General features: G+C 55.1%; 13 protein-coding genes. 6 read left to right on the top strand and 7 right to left on the bottom strand.

The genetic code is table 11. The features are described 5' to 3' along the window. On the top strand, window positions 1-240 hold a 240-nt coding region (locus tag AABO57_28420; protein ID MEK6289659.1), incomplete at its 5' end, for a hypothetical protein. A 404-nt stretch (window positions 241-644) separates the two neighbouring features. On the opposite strand, the gene AABO57_28415 is transcribed toward AABO57_28420, so the two are convergent. Further along, window positions 645-1,667, bottom strand: a complete 1,023-nt coding sequence (locus AABO57_28415) for a hypothetical protein (protein ID MEK6289658.1) — start codon at window positions 1,665-1,667, stop codon at window positions 645-647. Between the two features lie 729 nt (window positions 1,668-2,396). Here AABO57_28415 and AABO57_28410 point away from each other — a divergent pair. Continuing rightward, window positions 2,397-3,260, top strand: a complete 864-nt coding sequence (locus AABO57_28410) for a ChbG/HpnK family deacetylase (GenBank protein MEK6289657.1) — start codon at window positions 2,397-2,399, stop codon at window positions 3,258-3,260. Continuing rightward, the gene (locus tag AABO57_28405) at window positions 3,260-4,264 is read left to right on the top strand and encodes a glycosyltransferase family 2 protein (GenBank protein MEK6289656.1); all 1,005 of its coding nucleotides are present in this window, start codon (window positions 3,260-3,262) and stop codon (window positions 4,262-4,264) included. Before AABO57_28410 ends, AABO57_28405 begins: the two co-directional genes overlap by 1 nt. Before the next feature lie 212 nt (window positions 4,265-4,476). On the opposite strand, the gene AABO57_28400 is transcribed toward AABO57_28405, so the two are convergent. The 6 genes from AABO57_28400 to AABO57_28375 all read right to left on the bottom strand — a co-directional run bounded on the left by AABO57_28400 (window position 4,477) and on the right by AABO57_28375 (window position 10,163). Next, entirely contained in the window at window positions 4,477-5,058 is a 582-nt protein-coding gene (locus tag AABO57_28400; GenBank protein MEK6289655.1) for a hypothetical protein, read from the bottom strand. A 611-nt stretch (window positions 5,059-5,669) separates the two neighbouring features. After that, a complete protein-coding gene (locus tag AABO57_28395) occupies window positions 5,670-7,319 on the bottom strand; it encodes a hypothetical protein (protein MEK6289654.1) in 1,650 nt (549 codons plus the stop codon). Window positions 7,320-7,934: 615 nt separating this feature from the next. Then, complete coding sequence (locus tag AABO57_28390) at window positions 7,935-8,789, bottom strand: zf-HC2 domain-containing protein (GenBank protein MEK6289653.1); 855 nt, start codon at window positions 8,787-8,789, stop codon at window positions 7,935-7,937. Window positions 8,790-8,817: 28 nt separating this feature from the next. Beyond that, window positions 8,818-9,522 (bottom strand): sigma-70 family RNA polymerase sigma factor, encoded by a 705-nt coding sequence (locus tag AABO57_28385; GenBank protein ID MEK6289652.1) that lies wholly within the window; start codon window positions 9,520-9,522, stop codon window positions 8,818-8,820. Window positions 9,523-9,749: 227 nt separating this feature from the next. Continuing rightward, window positions 9,750-9,956, bottom strand: a complete 207-nt coding sequence (locus AABO57_28380) for a PaaI family thioesterase (protein MEK6289651.1) — start codon at window positions 9,954-9,956, stop codon at window positions 9,750-9,752. Window positions 9,957-9,965: 9 nt separating this feature from the next. Next, entirely contained in the window at window positions 9,966-10,163 is a 198-nt protein-coding gene (locus AABO57_28375) for a hypothetical protein (protein MEK6289650.1), read from the bottom strand. 248 nt (window positions 10,164-10,411) lie between these two features. Here AABO57_28375 and AABO57_28370 point away from each other — a divergent pair, with 248 nt between their 5' ends. The 3 genes from AABO57_28370 to AABO57_28360 all read left to right on the top strand — a co-directional run. Further along, on the top strand, window positions 10,412-11,071 hold the full coding sequence (locus tag AABO57_28370; protein MEK6289649.1) for a DUF480 domain-containing protein: 660 nt from the start codon (window positions 10,412-10,414) through the stop codon (window positions 11,069-11,071). A gap of 630 nt (window positions 11,072-11,701) precedes the next feature. Beyond that, window positions 11,702-12,415 carry a Crp/Fnr family transcriptional regulator gene (locus tag AABO57_28365; GenBank protein ID MEK6289648.1) on the top strand — a complete coding sequence of 238 codons (714 nt, stop codon included), beginning with the start codon at window positions 11,702-11,704 and terminating at the stop codon, window positions 12,413-12,415. Window positions 12,416-12,997: 582 nt separating this feature from the next. Beyond that, window positions 12,998-17,667 (top strand): RHS repeat-associated core domain-containing protein (locus AABO57_28360; protein MEK6289647.1); only part of this gene is annotated, 4,670 nt, incomplete at its 3' end.

The following is a 17,667-nucleotide window of genomic DNA, read 5'->3' as shown; positions in this document are numbered from 1 at the left end:
CCCGCGGCCACCCAGCTCGATGATCGGGGCTGCCCACTTGAAGTTGCTGCCTTCGCGCAGTTGACGGCCTGCTTCATAAAAACTACCTCTCCAGTGAAGAATGTCTCATTCGGTAGCGGAAGATATAACACTTGCCATGCCGGGTCAATGCAAGATGTCATAGTCTGCCACCATATAATTTTAGGGATCGCTTTTCATCGCGAACTTGCCTTTAGCAAACAACCGCTGCATATACGGTAAGACTTGCCGGCAACTTTAACGCTGTACACTAGACCTTCTTCAATGTAACGGTAGATCGTTCTTCTATGTACGCCGGCAAGTCGAGCCGCATACGCGCTCTTGATGAATTGCGCGTAATTGTTACAGACAGGACACCATACCTGCTCACCTACGATTCGTGGCTGGGGCATATAGCCTCCTTTTGCAGGTATGAGAGTCCTCAAAGTATTTTGATTTTGCACGTTTAGTATTTGCGCTTTTGCTTCCTTTTCTTGGTATACTCATACCCGTCCCTGGGGCGGCGGCGTGTGTAAGACACACATATACTGAGACACGCCGCCGTGCGAATGGGCAGGGTGGGTCGTCATAGCGAGTGTCGGCCCGCCCCGCAATCCTGAATGATGAAAATTATTTGTCGGTTGTTCTCAGCGACGGGCAGGTGGGGCGCGCGGCCTGATGCTTATGCGCACCCGATCAAGGATGCTTTGGGTTAGTCCATCGTGAGCGACTACGGCGCTCACAACGATCGTGATTGAAGCTCTTTGAACAGAAGTTTTTTCGCTAGCAAGCCACTTGGATAAGCGCGGCCTAGATCGGTGTGGCTTTCGTTGCTGTTCAACTTGTGGTGAGGGTTCGGCTTCGGGCGCACGATTGATTGCAACGATTGATGGCGTGGCAGAGGCGCGCTTGGCTGCAATCTCATCGCGGGTCTCGGTCCATTCTGGATAGGCAGGAGCGAATGGCGACGCAAGAGCGATTGCGCATGCTGCTTCCGCTTCAGTGATGCGGTCTAATTCTCCGAACTCAACCGCTAGCTCGTTGTGGTAGAAATAGAAGTAAAGCGGGTTCTGCCGACCTACAATCTGCACAAGCGGCGAGAGGCTTTCGAGGATAGCTAATGCGCCTTTGTGATCTTCATTGAGGCTCTTGAAAGTGGCTATTTCGAGACGCGCCAGCAGCGTGGTCTGCAAACCGTGTGCATTCCAATCAGATACCACTCGCAGCGCTTCAAGCTGAAATCTGAGCGCCTCATCGAGCTCGCCTTTGGCATGATGATTTGCACCCAAAGTCTGAATCGCTCGCGCTCTGTAAGTCATCGGCGCATTGTCGGCGACTGTTTCGAGGAAAGTTTTGGCCTCATCTATCCGGCCTTTACGGTTGATGGCGAGAGCGTGATAGTACAGACCTATTTGCCGCGCTGCATCTATAGGCAGGTTCATCAATACCCTGCTTACCTCTTCAAGCGCATCCAAATCACGCAGCGTATAGGCTTGCTCTGCAAACTGAATCAATGCATTGGTGAGTTTGAGAAATGCCTCTTGTGAATAGACGGTCTGAGCCAGATGGCTCACAACAATGTGCTGAATCAATCCACCATGGCTGACCACAATTTCCGAGTCAGCGAATCCCGCTTTGGAGGAACAACCCGTGAGAAAACGACTTGTCATTGCGGCTGTCTGCATCTTAGCTCTACCGCTTTTGTATTCAGCTTCTCAGAGTGACAAAGCAACCAGCCCGAGTCCATATGCCACCGTTGCACTGGCTGGACATACAATCGCTGGCAATTGGTGCGAATGCAGCGCTCCCGACTGCCTCTGCGACCCTGGCGAGAATCCGGTCGGCGGTCAGAGCGCCTTGCCCGTGTCTGATCGGAATGATCGATCTTTGAATCAAGGCAATACCTCGGCAAGCGCAGATCGGACATTTCGGTTTGACTTAGGCTCGAGCGCGTTGATGCTTGCGCTCGGGTTCTTCCTGTGGACTAGATTGCGAGCCTAAAACTTTCATTCAGTTCTAAGTCCACATCCTTTATGCGCTGTTCTTTGTCGCCACCGAGAAGCCGGCGAAAAGGGAAATCTGCGTCTCAGTAGCGGCTCGCATTCTATAACAAGTGCTTCAGATTTTCACTAAGAAAAGGTGAAATTAACTACCGGAGCTTTGATACACCAGTCGTCGGCTCGCAAGAATATGGTGAAGCAACCCGCCACCGCTGACCACGATTTCTGAGTCAGCGAATCCCGCTTTGGAGGAATGGCCAATACGAAGGCGCCGCGGCCTCGCGGGTTTATGCGATGGGCAACAAGTAGTTGGGCTTCCTCAGGGCGTGCGCTCTCTTCGACACCATGGCCGGTGCGGAAATGGGAGCGCACAAGTGCGAGATAACAGCGGTTTCGAGGATGAAGAGACTTATCGTAAACGCGGATGATTTCGGTTTTACCCGAGGGGTCAATCGCGCCATAGTGCGCGCGTTCAACACGGGCATCGTAACCAGCGCGACAATCATGTCTAACGGCGAAGCATTCGAGGATGCCATCGCGTTGGCGCGGGCGAATCCTGGTCTCGGAGTCGGGTGTCACCTGGCGGTTGTTGGCGGGCGGCCCGTAGCTCCGGCAGGCGAAGTCGCCTCGTTGGTTGATAGCGGGGGCTTGCTGCCGAAGACTCTTGCGAAGTTGATGATCAAGCTCGCCCGCGGATCAGTCCCAACACATGAGCTGGCAGGTGAGTTCCGCGCGCAAGTCGCGCGTGTAGTGGAAAGCGGAATCAAGCTGACTCATCTCGACACTCACAAGCACTCGCACACTCACCCGAGAGTTATGCAGGCGCTCGCTCTTGTGGCGGCTGAGTTCGGCATCAAGTGTGTGCGAAATCCCTTTGAAAATCAGTTCAGTCTGCCGAGGCTCAGCCCGGCGTACAAGTGGGCCTACCTTAAGCAGTCTGTATTGTCCGCGGCCGTATCGCCGGGTGCGATACGGTTTAAGCGGCTCACGCGGGAGTATGGTCTCAAAACGCCCGACAGGTTTCTCGGCGTCAAGCTGACAGGAATGCTGGACAGCGCAGCAATTCGAAGTATGATGGAGTCCTTGGGAGAAGGTACGGCCGAGTTGATGTGCCATCCGGGAGAATACGATGATGACCTCGAGCGAGCGCGCACAAGACTCAAGCGCGAGCGGGAGCTTGAGCTTCAAGCGCTCAGCGATCCGAGCCTGAGACGGTTTGCTGAACAGCTAGGGATCGCGTTGATTAACTATCGGGAGCTGTAGTGAGTAAGTTTGCGAACGAAGTGGAAACCCCGAGCTACTCCGTCGTGGTTCCGTTTCACAACGAGCAGGAAAGCGTACGCGAGTTGTATCGGGAGCTATCGGAGGCGATGACCTCCCGCTATGAGCCGGTCGAGTTCATCTTCATCGACGACCACAGCACCGACTCAACCCCTCAAATCCTGAATGAGCTTGCGAAGAGCGACCCGCGCGTGGTGGTCATCAGACTGAAGCGAAACTACGGGAAGACGGTCGCGCTTGCCGCGGGGTTCGACTATGCCGAGGGCGACGTGATCATCTCGATGGACGGGGACATGCAACACACGCCGGCCGACATCCCGTTGCTGCTTGCGGCATTTGAGGAAACCGGATGCGACATCGTAAGCGGCTGGCGCAAGAAACGAGTAGACAACTTTCTGCTCCGCCGAGCGCCGTCACGGGTGGCGAACTGGCTGATGTCGAAGCTGTCGGGCGTGAACATTCACGACTTCGGCACGACGTTCAAGGTCTATCGCAAAGACACGATCAAGCAGATAAGACTCTACGGCGAGATGCATCGCTTTATTCCCGCGCTGGCGTCGTGGAACGGCGCAACCATTGTCGAAGTGCCCATCACGAACATCGAGCGGCCGGGCGGGCGTTCTCACTACGGGCTCTCGCGGACGATCCGAGTTCTGTTTGATCTGTTGACGATTCGTTTTCTGCTGAAATACGTGACTCGGCCCCTGCACTTTTTTGGACCGATTGGTCTGCTCAGCACCACGGTCGGTTTGGCGATAAACATCTGGCTGCTCATCGACAAGGTGGTATACGGAACAGCGCTGTTCGACAAGCACGGGCCGCTGATGCTACTGGGCGCGGTGCTGATACTGGCGGGAGTGCAGTTGGTGTCGTCGGGGTTGATCGGAGAGATGTTGAGCCGGACTTACTTTGAATCCCAGGGTAAGCCCATCTATTCGATCGAACGGATAATCACGACCAGAAGAGCGACGACGAGGTCTTCTTAGTTGAAAGCGATCAATGAGACGCCACGGAAGATACAGAATCTGCAAAGACTTGCGCTCGGCCCAGGTTGACGGTCGCCAGTAATATCTTGCACAACGAGTGGGAGGAAGCCTTCGCCTGCATCAATGTTGAATAAATATGGTTGAACAATATGCCGCCGACCAAAAAATCGGCATCTGGACGGACAGTTCGTTTTCTGTAGCGAGACGGGATTCTACCGCGATTGCTTCACTGGCGTTGCCGTCTCTTCAAACACCCGGCCATTCCACTCGTAACTCCTCGTTCCCTTCTCTCCATTCCACTGTCCAGTGATTAGAGCGGGTTTGCCCGCTCCTTTGGATCGCACTCGGAAGAAGTGCCCGCCGATACGCGCAAGCTCCCGAAGGGTCAATCCGTCGAAAGAAAAAGCTTGGAGAACGCCGCCGACACTGGCGCCGCCCCCTGAAACCACGACGATTTCAGGGTGACGATCGCCTGTGAGATCATATGCGCTCAGTGGGGCACCTACACCTTCAATCCTTGGGCTAAAAAACACATCACCCAAAAGGCGAACCGTCGAACGCATAACAAGCTTGTTTCCCGCTCGTGACATTATGCTTAGAATCAAAGGAAGGCTGCCTTCTTCACGTGTCGGTTTCCGCTCATTGTATACCACAATCGTTTCGTCACTGCCGTCGCCATTCAAATCAGCGCGGATGAGAGCTGCGGCTAGCTTACTATTACCCACGGGATAAAGATAAACGTGCGCCCCGCCCGGCAAGAATCGCTCAAATTTCGTAAGGTCAGTCCTAGTCACACCAACGAGAGTGCGCCTTGGCTCTGGTAGAGCTTCGCTAGTAGGCTGGCTCCCCAAACCTAAGGGAGGAGGGGGCGGAGGAGGGGGAGGCGGTGGTGGCTCTTGCTGTTGGTCATGGGAAGGCTGCTCTATCACTGCCGCAGTTACGTTCAAACGCGAGTTGTTAAATGGAGCTACTGAGTTGGATATTTCTCCGCCCCGGAGAACCGTATTGGGCGGGCGGTGCCAAAGTAACCCTGACACTCCAATGATGTATGCAAGAACTACCGTACAAAGGGATCGCGTTGTCATACTGCACTTATTGTTAAAAGAAGCCAAAGCGCCAAACAACCTGGGATGGGGATCCCAGCACGGCAAAGGTACCATCCGCAAGATCGATGCCTGAGTTGTTATTACCGGTCTCACAGCTTAGGCTCTCGACTTTGGGTCTAGTACCGGTGTTCCAGTAAAAGTCGCCACCCATCGTACCGCTAGGATCACATGCGGTACCCGGACCTGGGAAGTGCGGACCCTTGTCTCTTTTAGTAGTAGCCTCAGACTGCCCAGTGCCTGAATTCCTCACGATGACCTGTGTGTCACACAGTTGAGCCACTGGAAGTGCGACGAAATGATCATTCGCCTGTACTACATGGCCACACGAAGTTGTGTTTCCAACTAATCCTACTCTGGTGGAGAAGTCCACCGCTCGTGAAAGAGCCGTTTACCAGATTGAAGCTTGATGGCAACTTGATCTCTCCCGATCCAAGCGTTCTGCTAAGACTTGTGCTAACACCTGCGTTCACTGGCAGCACATTTCCGCTAGCGTCAACCGCCTCTGCTATTATTCCGAACGTCTTCCCTGCGACGATTGATGCAGCGCTCTCGCTGTCCTCGAAGTGTATTGACGATCCTGAGGCACGAATCCGCAAGCGAAACACCGTGACCGGGCAAGATATTGGGAACGGAACTATTAACGACCGACAACGATTCTCTCGAAAGAAAAACTCCCAGCTTATTCCCTGGAAGTTCGCGTTCACGTTTGCTTGTCCCAGCCCCACGCAGGTGCACTGCGCCCCGCTCAGAGTTACTGCCCCCACCGTGACCACTGCCGCATTGTCCGTAGACCAAGTTGCCTGTGTGGTCACATTGTACGGCCCAAACTGCGCTCCGTCACACTCTCGATACCTTCTCTCGAACATCTGCGACAGCGATGATTCGCCTACAACTCCACTCATTGAATTGGGTGTGCAGAAAACAAGAAGGGTAGACGGCGGACAGCAACTTGGCGGCGCACAACTGAAACTGCTGGCTGTAGCCGCCGATGTGTTGAACACTTCGGTTCGTCCTATCAATGCCTGCTCTCCGTGCTCATACCACGTCGCCTGCCCTCGACCTACTTCCTTCGGTATCACTCGTCCGGTGCTGTCTTTTTCCTGTGTGTCACGCAGCTTGCGAATGTCTATTGCGAGCTCTTGCTGAGGGGCGAGTTCCTGAATCGGCAGCGCGTAGGTTCCCCCATCCCAATCAAGCTGAATGGTGAAAAGCGCCTTCTCATCGGTGGTGTTGCGAACGTGAATGATGCTCTGAGTGTCGCCCTCGATATTCCAGGGGTAACATCCTCCATAGCGGTTAGACCTCACTTCCGGGTCTTTCAGCGGCACATCGAAGACGTGATTGCGAGTCTGATCAAAGCTGGAAAGATGCGCCACCAGTGTACCTGGCTTCCCCGACGAAGCCAGTGTCAGCCCTGCTCCGGCAAACGGGCCGCGATAGCCTGCTCGCTTCAACTCCGCCTCAACATCAACTGCTTCAACCTGCTGCGACAGTAACTCACGACTTGGTAGTCGTGTAGTATGCGGCTCGTTATTGGATGTGAAGCTTACTGTCGGCTTCACCTCGATAGGTGCATCCGATGCATTGCGCAATAGGGCGACAGATGTGAAAGAGGTATCCCGCGAAAACCTCTCCATCTCCGCTCTTCCGATCAACAGATGCGCGGCAGCCAGGGTTTGAGATTGACTGGCGGCAGGGTCTGCAAACGCAAAGTTGGAGGAGAAGCCGTTCTCGCTTTTGGCCAGCATTCCGTAGGCGAGCACCGCGCCTGGCTTACCACTATGCGTTATGCTGATGCCGCCCATCCTACCCTTTCCATTTCCGGTTGATAAGGGGAGCTTCACATCTTTCAGGTTGAGCACCCGAGTCTGATGAGACTCAAGTGTCAGGTTTAACGACTCACCCTTAGATGATTTCTGATCTCCCGTGAAGATGGTTTCAACCTGCACGATTGGCGTCAGTCGTATTGGTCAATACTAGATTATATTGCGACGCGCCATCTGGTCGCCACCACAAACCTTCGAGCTGTTGCCTGGCGCCAAGAATCATAGTCTTGATCGCGAGTGCCTGCCCGCTAGCATTGTATAGAGTCGGATGAATCGTAAGCTCGAGGTTTCCTCGGGCGCGGCTGCGCGTGAGATCGCACGATCAACGATTAGTAACACCGCTACGGTTATTCAGCACGGGTTTCTTAAGGAACGGCTATCAGGAGTGAGGGTGTTTAACCGTTAAACGCTTCGCTCTGCTACTTCCTATTTGGACGCGCCGTCACTATATGCCTCTTCGTTATCGCGGTCAAGAAGATAGTGTGAGAACTTACCGCGAGCTTCAATTTGTGGATTGCTCCGCTTCACCTTTTATCACTGCCGGATCGAACAGCCCGCTGAAGTAGTACCCCTCATCATCACCACAAGCGGCTTCATGCTCGCGCCATTGTAGCTCTTCGGGATGTAGAGGCGGTACGGCACAAGTTTGCCGTCGGACGCCTGGTAAGCGCCCTCGACCTCGCTTCGATGATTGGTAAACGGGTTCTGGCCCTTTAGAGAATTTGCCCGGCGAGAATCCTAATCTTCGATGATGACATAGTCCGTGCGGCGGGACTCTTCGTCCGGTCGGGTCTGTTCCAGTCGAATGGTGTCGCGGCGAATCAGGTTTGAAACAACGAACGGGTCCTTTTCGCCGAAGTCGAGCAGCGCGTGAACAAGCCTGTTGTCGAAACGCAGCGAACCTTCTGAGTGCCTCAGGATTCTTGCACCGGTCGAATCAACTGCCCGCTCGAAGAACTCCACGCTGCGCACTTCGCCCGAACGGCTGACAACCAGCACCGGGACGCGCCCGGCCTCTTCCGTCTGCTGAACATTCTGTGACCGGGAAATTTCCTGGCCAAACCCGCCCGCCTCTTGAGCTTGCTCGTTAAGGATGCGTGCGAGCCGCGTGAGCAGTTCCTGGCTGAGCACCTCGGTTGCGGGCTTGAGCTTTGCGAAGCTGCTGTCCTCCCAGTCGCGAATCATCTCCCACGCCTTTGCGGGCACTTCGCTGTCCACCACGCCCACCGGCTTGTATTCGGCAGCAGCTTTCTCGGCACGAGCGTACTGTGCGATCGCTTCGCCGCAAGACCTGCAAAGCGCCAGGTGACTCGCGATACCGGACCTCACTGCGCGCCGCGTTTTGGAATAAAAAAATGACGCAAGCTCGCTGATGTCTGGATGCTCTTGAGATTTGAGAGTTGAGATTTGAGACTGGCCTTCGCTGTTTAGTTCTGAAGCCGATTCCTTCAGTTCGCGAACCAGCCCCGCAACTGAAGCGCAGTCATCGCACACTGACAGATGCGCCTCAATCGACCTCGCGGCATTCTCGTCTACCGCGCCGCTTAGATAATCGAACAACCGGTTGTCCGGATGTGCTCGTTTCTTGACCATCTGAGTTTCCTGTATGCGTCAGACTTCATCATTTCGCTGCAAGCCCGGTCAGCAGCGAGTGGGCCGAAGTGATGCCTCGCTCGTTCAACCACTTGACCAACCGCACTCGCAGCCGTCTGGCACGCTGGTACACGAGGTCCTCCGAGATGGAATACTTTTCGGCGATTTCCTTGCCGCTCTGATTCCCGATTATGTACTCGTTCACGATTACGCTGTCCTTCCAATCGCGGCAAACGTCGGCGAGCAAGCTGTCCACGATCTCGCGCTGCTCGCGCGCGACCAACTGCGCCTCCGGCGAAGGCTCTTTTGAAGGCGCTGTCTCAACGGGAGAGGGCGCATCCGAATCAGGATCGGCGAGAGATTGCCGCGGGTTCCATGATTTGTCGCGGCCGACCCGGCGAATCGTATCAATCATCTCGCTTGAAGCGATGCGCGCGACGAAGCTCGAAAGCTTCCCCTGCCTCCTCCACTGCGCCAGCCCCCGATAGACTTTGAACACCACTCGCGAGATCACATCGTCAGCCGAATCCCACGCGGGAAAACGATAGCGCGAGTTGCGCACGACGTGACTGATCAGCCAGTGGTAACGAGCGATGATTACTTCGAAGCACAGATGCGCGGCGCGGCGGTCGTTCTTCGAACGCGCGAGGAAGGTGTCCACGAGTTCCTCGTCGCTCAGGTTGTCGAGCCAGTTTCTGTTAAGCTCGGCTCCCGCTCCTGACCCGTTTGCCATGCGCTCACTCTTGATTCCCGTCTGATTGTCTGTTGTGAGCGCATTCTAGCATCGGGCAAGAGCCGCTCGAAAGCCAGTGTGCTAGACGCTTCGGGCGCCGATCGCCTGACAGCAGCTCCTCGAGCGACCGTTGATCGGACCAATTTGCGTGACGACGTTTTCATTGGCGCTGCGATGACGAAGGCTGGTGAGGGCGCGGACGGCTCGATTTCCACGCTAGAGCAGAACTAACCGTCGAGTCTTACATACGTGATTGTATGATGCGTCAGCCGTTTGCCTGCATCGTTAGTGCACTCGGCGACTCCATAAATCAAACTCTTGCCCAGCTTCAGCACCCTGGCCGTGCAGCGCACGTCCTCTCGCCTCGCCGAGCTTAGGAAGTTCGTGGTCATCTCTGTGGTCACCGACATCGCACTTGTTCCAAGCCGAGTCATAATCGCCAACTACATCGCTACATCCGCAGCCGCCATCAGGACAGACCCGGCCACAATTCCTCCCGGCCGCTCGAAGGATTCATCAAACGGAATGATCAAGGTGCACTCGCCGCTCGTGAATGAATGGAGTTTGGCGTTATGGATTTTGGCGAAAGGCGCCTGGGCCAGAGCTTGTTCGAGTTCCTCAGCCGCCACACCGTCTTCCATTTCTTTGATCTCCAGAGCGTGAACGGTTTGTTGCCATCGAGTATAAACCAAAACGCTCCTCGGTAGTCAAAACTCTTGAGGGTAGCGCAATGTGCGTTCCGGCCCGGCGGCTCGATGCTCACTCCGGGACCCCGAGAAACCCTTCGATACGTGCCCCGCGCGAGTTCGCGCCGGATAGAAGTTTGGCCGGCGCTGTTATATAAATTCAGGGGGCCGCTGATTATGACTTTGAAGAGGAATAACATATCGTGGATCAGATGCTGACCCAGGTCGAAGTGCGCGTGCTCGGTTCGTTGATCGAAAAAGAGATCACCACTCCCGAGTACTATCCGCTCACACTCAACGCGCTCACCAATGCGTGCAATCAGATTTCAAACCGCGATCCTGTGGTTTCATTCGACGAGAAGACTGTGGCTCGCGCGCTCGAAAGCCTGCGAGAAAAGAATCTGGCGTGGATGGTAACCGGTATTGGCCGTGTGCCCAAATACGAGCAAAGGTTCGCAGAAGTCTACAAGCTCGCCGAGCAAGAGATCGCTGTGCTGTGCGTGTTGATGCTTCGAGGGCCACAGACGGTCGGGGAGATTCGCGGACGAACTGGGCGCCTGTATGAGTTCAAGGAACTCGAGGAAGTTGAGCTGACGCTTCAAGCGCTGATGACGGCTCAACCCCCGTTCGCCGTTAAGCTGCCGCGCCAACCGGGGACGAAGGAGTCACGCTACGCGCACTTGCTGGCTGGAGAAGTTCAGATTGAGGAGCGTGAAGCCGCGACGCGGTTGGAGCCGGCCACGATCGAGGTCCTCCAGGAAAATGAGAGACTCTCGAGGCTCGAGGAAGAGGTGGCACAAGTGCGAGGCGAATTGGCGGAACTCAAGCAGCAGTTTGTCGAGTTCAAGAAACAGTTCGAGTGAAAGAGCTCTATAGATATTAAGAAAAGCGCGTTGTCTGCTCTGGTGGAAGGTTTCGGAACTTACTGTCCACGAATCATCCAGATTTCAGACAGGCGGGTCTCGACTTTACAATCTATTAACCAAACCAGCGGAGCCGTATCTAAACAACAAGACTACTTTTTGCTTTTCGTAGCAGGCGTACCGACAATGATCGCGAGCCAGTGGCAAGTCCCCTCTGAAGGAACGACAAGACTGATGGTCGCTTTTCAGAAAAACATTGCGGGCGGCACCCTCGCGGGAAGTTCTCTCGAGCCGAAGCCTGGCGGCAGGCGGTTTTGGGGATGATCAATGATCCCCGATATGGGATGAAGCCCTATTACTGGGCCGGCTTCGTAGTAGTAGGCGACGGTGGCCGATGAAGCTCGGCGCACTCCGTCCCGTCTGACTGCGAGTTTCTGACTTCTATGTTGCGCGGCGCCCCCTCCAACCCCCAGGTCCACGTTGCGACGCGATTGCCCGGTTGATTTGTGTCTGGTTTGGCCGCAACCGGCGAACTTGTTCCGCTTTGTTAGTCTCTGAACTTCTCGCGCTGCAATTAGTTGAATGATTTCAGGCAGAGTTTCCGTCAGTCATTGAGTAGGAAGGGAAATAGTGACAAGCGCTCAGCCGGCTCATCCTGATCAGAATCGGATAATCGCGTCGTTGCCTGCCGATGAATACCTTCGTGTTGCCAAAGATCTAGGAAGCATTGACCTGGTTCAGGGCAAAGTACTCTATGATTTCGGCGCAGAGATTCAAGACGTTTTCTTTCCAACCAGGGGGATGGTCTCTTTGCTTTCGATCAGCGAAGGCGGGTCGCTCGTGGAGGTGGCTATGGTCGGTAACGAAGGGATGTTGGGCGCTCCAATCGCGCTAGGGTTTAAGACATCACCCCATCAGGTCATCGTGCAAGTTCAAGGCGCCGCTCTGAGGATTAAGGCTGTTGTGCTGAGATCCGAATTCGAACGCAACGGCGCGCTGCAACACTTATTGCTCCGCCACGTCGGTGCTTTGCTCGCCGAAATCTCCCAGTCAGTCGTTTGCAATCGCTTTCACATGGTAGAGCAGCGACTATGCCGATGGCTCCTGGTCACTAGCGACCGCGTGCGATCAAACAGCTTCAGCCTCACTCAGGAATTCCTCTCTTACATGCTCGGGTCGCGCCGGGAGGGGGTGACAGTAGCAATGGGAGATCTAAAGAGACTTGGATTGATTCATCACGTTCCCGGGCAGATTACGATAGTGGACCGCGAGGGCCTAGAGAGGGCGTCCTGCGAATGCTATCACATCGTCAGGGATGCTTATACTCAGACTCTCGGCGTCTAACTCTGCAAAATTCTGTCGTGCGTGTGCGCTAGAGCACAGACAAACAATTCTGCTGGTTGTATGATCGCCGCCGTTTGTTCGAATCGCCAGCGTTTCCGATTCGCGGACGCCTGTTTCAATTCGGAGGTTGCCAGGCTGGTCACGGGCATTTCCTTTTGCGGCTTGTGCCAAGCCCGAGTCCACTGTAGATCGGTATCAATCGAGCAAAGGGTCATCGGAGTTCTAGGGATTCACCTCTAATCCGAGTTCTTCGATCAGAAGATAAATTATCTAGCCGCCCCGCGTCCTCACTATCACAGCCGGGCAGTCTTGTCTTCTTTAGCACCGATCTGCCCGCTGCAAGCTAAGGATCAAACATCGCGTCCACGCAGGCGGGTTTACTGTCGGCGTGCCGGAGGATTTATGCGCTCAAATCAAGCTCAGCAATTATTCACTCATCGTGTTGTCATCCGCTTCGCTCGCAACCTGTTTCGCCACGGTCTGCGCAGAAAGTTGGTTTGCCTTGTCTTGCTCTTAAATTTACTTATCTGGCCTGGAACGGATCTAACGGTGCGCGCGTTGCCAACGCTGGGGCGGTTGGCTGTGAGCCTTGCCACAGGCTCGCTCAGCAGCATCTCGGTCATTGCGAAATCGCTGTTCAGGTCGGCGTCCGCCGCGAGCCAAGAAGAGACACCCGAACAGCGGCTCGCTCGAGTCGCGCGCATACGCATTTCGCCACTTAAGTATGTTGGTTATCAGCAACAGCAAGTCACCCTCACTGCCCTTGCCACAGATTTGGCGGGCCAAACGGTTCTGGGTATTAAATTCAACTGGGAATCGTCCCACCCATCCAAGGTGGAAATTGATGATGCCGGTCAGGCCACTTTTCATTTGCCGGGGCTGGTCTTTCTCACTTGCCGCGCGGGAGCGGCTCAAGCGATTGCGCCACTGCTGGTCAGGCCGGGGCAGCGTCCCTCACAAACCGATGCACAGTGGCTCGCCGATCAGAACAGCTTGAGCGCGAACGGAACAGTAAAACTCGGGAGCAATGGATCGAACCCAAACGAAAACCTGGTTGATTCGCTGATGGATAAACTGATGCCTACAGTCCAGGCTCAAAGCTGCGGCTCGGGAGGCGATGGCGGAGATTCTGTGTATGACGAGATTTGGAGCGAACCTCGCAACCTCTTAGGCTCGCCTCATAACCGCGCAGCGGAGCCGGCCGGGATGGGGCTTGTGCTTCCCGAAGGCAGCAACTTCAACTTCGCCGTGCCGATAGTCGGCCTCGGAGGACGTGGCCTCGGCGCGAACCTCACGCTCTATTACAACTCTCGCATATGGTCCCGTCATGGAAATGCAGTGACGTTCAACGCAGTTAATGGATGGCCCTACGCCGGGTTTTCGTTGGGATTCGGAAGGGTGGTTACCTATGGCACTGATCCGAGCGTCAGTTATCTGCTCATCGACCCTGACGGCACGCGCCATCGGCTGGGCGTCGCGCCTTCGAGCGGCACCAACACGCTTGAGACATCCGACGGCACGCACATTCGATACGTCGGCAACGCAAGTTATGGCGAGTTGCGATACCCGGATGGTACAAGAGTGAGCATTGTCCTGTTGAACAACCGCCTGCTGCCCACGCAGATCACAGACCGCAACGGCAACTATGTCCAGGTCGCGTACAAGAGCTTCTTCCCCTGGAAACAAGCTATTGATTACGTGCGCGACACTCTGGGCCGCTACATTCAATTTAACTACGATGGGTGCGGCAGTCTCGTGTCAATTACCGCGCCGGCGTTCGGAAGCGGCACGCGCACGCTTGCCCAGTTCGACTACCAGAGCCGCTCGCTTACGTTCAGCTTCAGCGGGCTATCGGTTGAGAACGCCAGCTACGGTCAGACGCTCAATACATTGCGCCACGTCTACTTCCCGGCCACTCAGAGCGGCTACTCATTCAGCTATTCTGATTATGGGATGATTTATAATGCGTCCTTACGTCGACAGATGAGCATTGACCAGTTTGGCGCGATCAGCAACGGAGTCGAGAGCGCAACAACCTCTTTCAACTATCCGACATCCGGGGGGACCGTGCTTACTGACGCGCCCGCTTTCAGCCAGCGCACGGAAAACCCCGGCGGTGTGTACTCCTACAACACCAACACAGGCTCGCAGACTATTATTTTTACGATCACGCGGCCCGACGCTTCACAAATGCTGCTGACCCGCTCGACTAATAGCGGCTCCACCGATAACGGGCTGCTGGTGCAATTCGAAGCCAAAAGTGGATCATCTTCGCTGGCAAAGAACGTCTTCGCCTATATCGCAGACCCGTTTGGCTCGCCGCAGGTGCAGTCGGTGACCAGTTATGACGATATGGGCACGCCGACAAAGGTGGACTTTGACTATGACCGAACGGGAGCCGTGACGAACCGGCGGGAATACGGTTTCCAGGTAAGTGGCAACTGGCAGGTGCGAAGGCGCACTCAGTTCATCTACAAGAGCGACCCTTCGTACTTTAATGCGAACCTCTGGCGGCTTGTGTCGTCTGTCTTCGTTTACGACGCGCAGTTGAACACATACGATGGAGACGACATCCTGGTCGCCCAGACCAATTACACTTATGACAATTACTCGGCAATGGGAGGGATGCTGGACTACTGGAACGCTTCCTGGGCGCCGGGCCATGTTTCCAGCTACAACACAACCAAGACAGTGCGGGGAAACGTCACAGGCACAACCGAGTACAAAGTCGTATTTGGCGCGACAATAACCAGGCTCGCCAAGTTTGACGTCTTCGGCAATTTGGTCAAGGCCCAAGTGACCTGCTGCAACCAGAAGAACTATACATTCGACATAAGCAACTACTGGTCTAGGCCGCTGCAGTTGACTGACGGCGACCCAGTGGGGGTGCACCTGACCGGCAGTGCCGCGTACGACTTCAACACGTCTTTGGTGACCAGCCAGACCGACCCGAACAACCTGACCATCAGTTACAGCTATGATGCGGCGTTGAGACTTCAGCAGAAAACCTTGCCGACGGGGGCAACAGTCACCAGCACTTATAATGACGCGGCGCTTACTGCTTCGACTACCCTGAGCTATGTCGAAGTGGGGCAAAACCGCAGCATAACCACTTCGAGCATTTACAATGGCTGGGGACAGGCGACGCAGAGGTTAGACGCGGCAAGCAACCTGGTGAACATTGCCTATGATTCTATGCAGCGCGTCAGCAGCCAGACCAATCCGTTTGCCCAGGGAGGGCAGCCCGGCCCTTCGACAACGTATTCGTATGACGGGCTTGGGCGAGTTCGGGTGACGACCTTGCCCGATAGCGTCAACACGATCCAGTACTCATACAGCGGGGCAACTCGCACGATCACCGATCAGGTGAACCGTCAAATCAAACAGGAGCAGGACGGGCTTGGGCGAATCGTGAAAGTGACCGAGAAGGACGCTAATGGACAGCTCACGCAGGAGACGAGCTATACTCATTCGGTGTTGGACAAATTGGTCGAGGTCAATCAAGGCGGACAGCTTCGCAGCTTCAAGTACGATGCGCTGGGGCGATTGTTGTTTGAAAGAATTCCGGAACAAAGCGCAACGATTAACGACGGCAGTGGAACATTTTGGTCGTCGAAGTATACCTGGACGGATTTCCACGCGATCTCAATCAGGCAGGACGCTCGAGGCCCGGTGACCAGCTATGGATATGGTGCATTGAATCGCTTTACTTCGGTGAGCTATGACACCAGCAACGCGCCGGGTGTTGCGACGACTCCGAACGTAACGTACAACTACGATACGTCGAGCAACAGCAGCACCAAAGGACTTCTGCTTTCTGTGGGCGTGGGCAGTGGCTATTCGGAGAGCTACGGGTATGACAGCTTCAATCGCGTCTCATCCGTAACGCACACGATAGACGGGATTAACTACTCGACGAGCTACCAATACAACACCATAAACCAGCAGACGCAGCTCACGTATCCGTCAACACGAGTAATCAACCTGAGCCACGACTCGAACGCGAGAGTAACATCTATAGCGGACGCGAGCACGGGCAACTATGTCAGCGGCATCGGCTACAACTCCGCCGAGCAGGTTACGGGCTGGGCGCTCGGCAACGGCGTAGTTGAAGGCTTCGGCTACGATGCTAATCGCCTGCAGATGACTTCACAATCGGCGATGCGTAGCGGCAACACGCTTCTGAGCCTCAACTACAGTTACAATGCTATTTCAGGTCAGAACGGCAGCGGCTCTACGGCAGGCAATGCCGCGCAGTTGATGAGCGTCAGTGGGACGATCAACGGCACAACGGAGAGTGCGGGCTTCACCTATGACCTGCAGGGACGCCTGGCTACGTCGAGCCAGACCAGCAATGGAGCGAGCGCGCAGCGGCGATTTGCTTACGACCGATGGGGGAATCGAACAGGCGTGTGGGACGCGGTCACAGGCGGCAATCAAATTCAGACCGTCACTCTTCAGCAGAGTGGAGGAGTACCCACTAACCGCATAGCGACAGTCAACGCAGTGGGCTATTCCTACGACGCAGCAGGCAATGTGACCAACGATGGATCACACAGCTACACGTACGACGCAGAGAATCGGGTAGTAAGCATCGACGGAGGGGCAGCGCAGTACTCGTATGATCACCGGAACTGGCGAGTGAAGAAGATAGCATCTGGAGCTACAACGCACTACGTCTGGGAAGGAGGGCAAGTCTTAGCCGAGCATAATGGCTCGGGCGGGAATCTGGTGGATTACGTTTACGCTGGCGGAAAGATGATCGCGAAGGTGGCGAGCGGGAGCACTCAGTACTTCATCAGCGACCGCTTGAGCGTGCGGATGACTGTTGATTCAAGCGGCAATGTGATTGGCAGGCAAGCGCACCTCCCCTTTGGAGAAGACTTCGCGGAGAGCGGCAATCAAGAGAAGCACCACTTTACAAGCTACGAAAGAGACGGCGAGAGCGGACTGGATTATGCCGTGAACAGGTACTATGGCGGCAGCCCGGGGAGGTTCAACTCGGTTGACCCGTTAAGGGGGAGCGTAGCCAATCCTCAAAGCCTGAACCGATATACCTATGGTGCAAATGATCCGATCAACCAAGTTGATCCAGATGGCCGATTCTTTATCGCTCCGCTGTTCAACTTTGGAGCAATTTTCAACGCAGGCTCGCTTGGTGAGGTGACAGTCACTGCAGGATCGGATTTCATCTTTGCTGATATAAGTCTGGGTCCGTCGTTGATTCCTCCTTTTTTCTTTGGTGGGCCTAT

It is taken from the genome of Acidobacteriota bacterium, from assembly GCA_038040445.1.
In the GTDB taxonomy this organism is placed as follows: Bacteria; Acidobacteriota; Blastocatellia; order UBA7656; family UBA7656; genus Onstottus_A; species Onstottus_A frigus.
The sequence above is the reverse complement of the archived record's forward strand: the minus strand, read 5'-3'. Positions and strand labels throughout refer to the sequence as shown.